The following is a 522-nucleotide window of genomic DNA, read 5'->3' as shown; positions in this document are numbered from 1 at the left end:
GCTGAATAGAGGGCAAGGCTCATCGGCCGCCAACAAAAAAATTAACAGCGTTGGAACAAGTGATTCATACTAGCTGCTTTATCCCATTTGTTCATTTTTAGATTGGATGGATGTAGGTATGCCTCAATCTCTTTTATTTTTGTTCACCATGTTTACCCTTCTTGTGAAGGAGGGTAGGTAATGATACAAAAGAACTACTGTTTGTACATTTGAAGTTGTGTTTGTGTGTGAAAAGATCTAGTGTATATTTCATACAGAAGTGTAAAGTACAGGGGGCGTTCATCTGTGAAAAAACGAAGGAGATKCATCCTACCATGTTGAAAGATCATATGTTTGAATTTTATTTTGATCAAATGAATGAGCTGGTTTTTTTAGCGGAAGTAAAGAACCAACATCTTTATTATAAAAAAATGAATAAAGCGGCTGCTAAGCTTATACGGTGTCAAGGAGAAGCGGACATGCGGCTAGAAAACGTACTCCCTGAGCGGGTGTATCACTCCCTTTACCCTAACTATATGAAAG

At 38.0% G+C, this 522-nt stretch carries 1 protein-coding gene; it reads left to right on the top strand.

From position 1 onward, the window contains the following. Nucleotides 1-314: 314 nt before the first annotated feature. Nucleotides 315-522 (top strand): hypothetical protein (locus AC1DRF_RS32015; protein ID WP_477742832.1); only part of this gene is annotated, 208 nt, incomplete at its 3' end.

It is taken from the genome of Priestia sp. P5_B4 (genome assembly GCF_056400385.1).
This window is presented reverse-complemented; position numbering and strand designations above follow the sequence as displayed.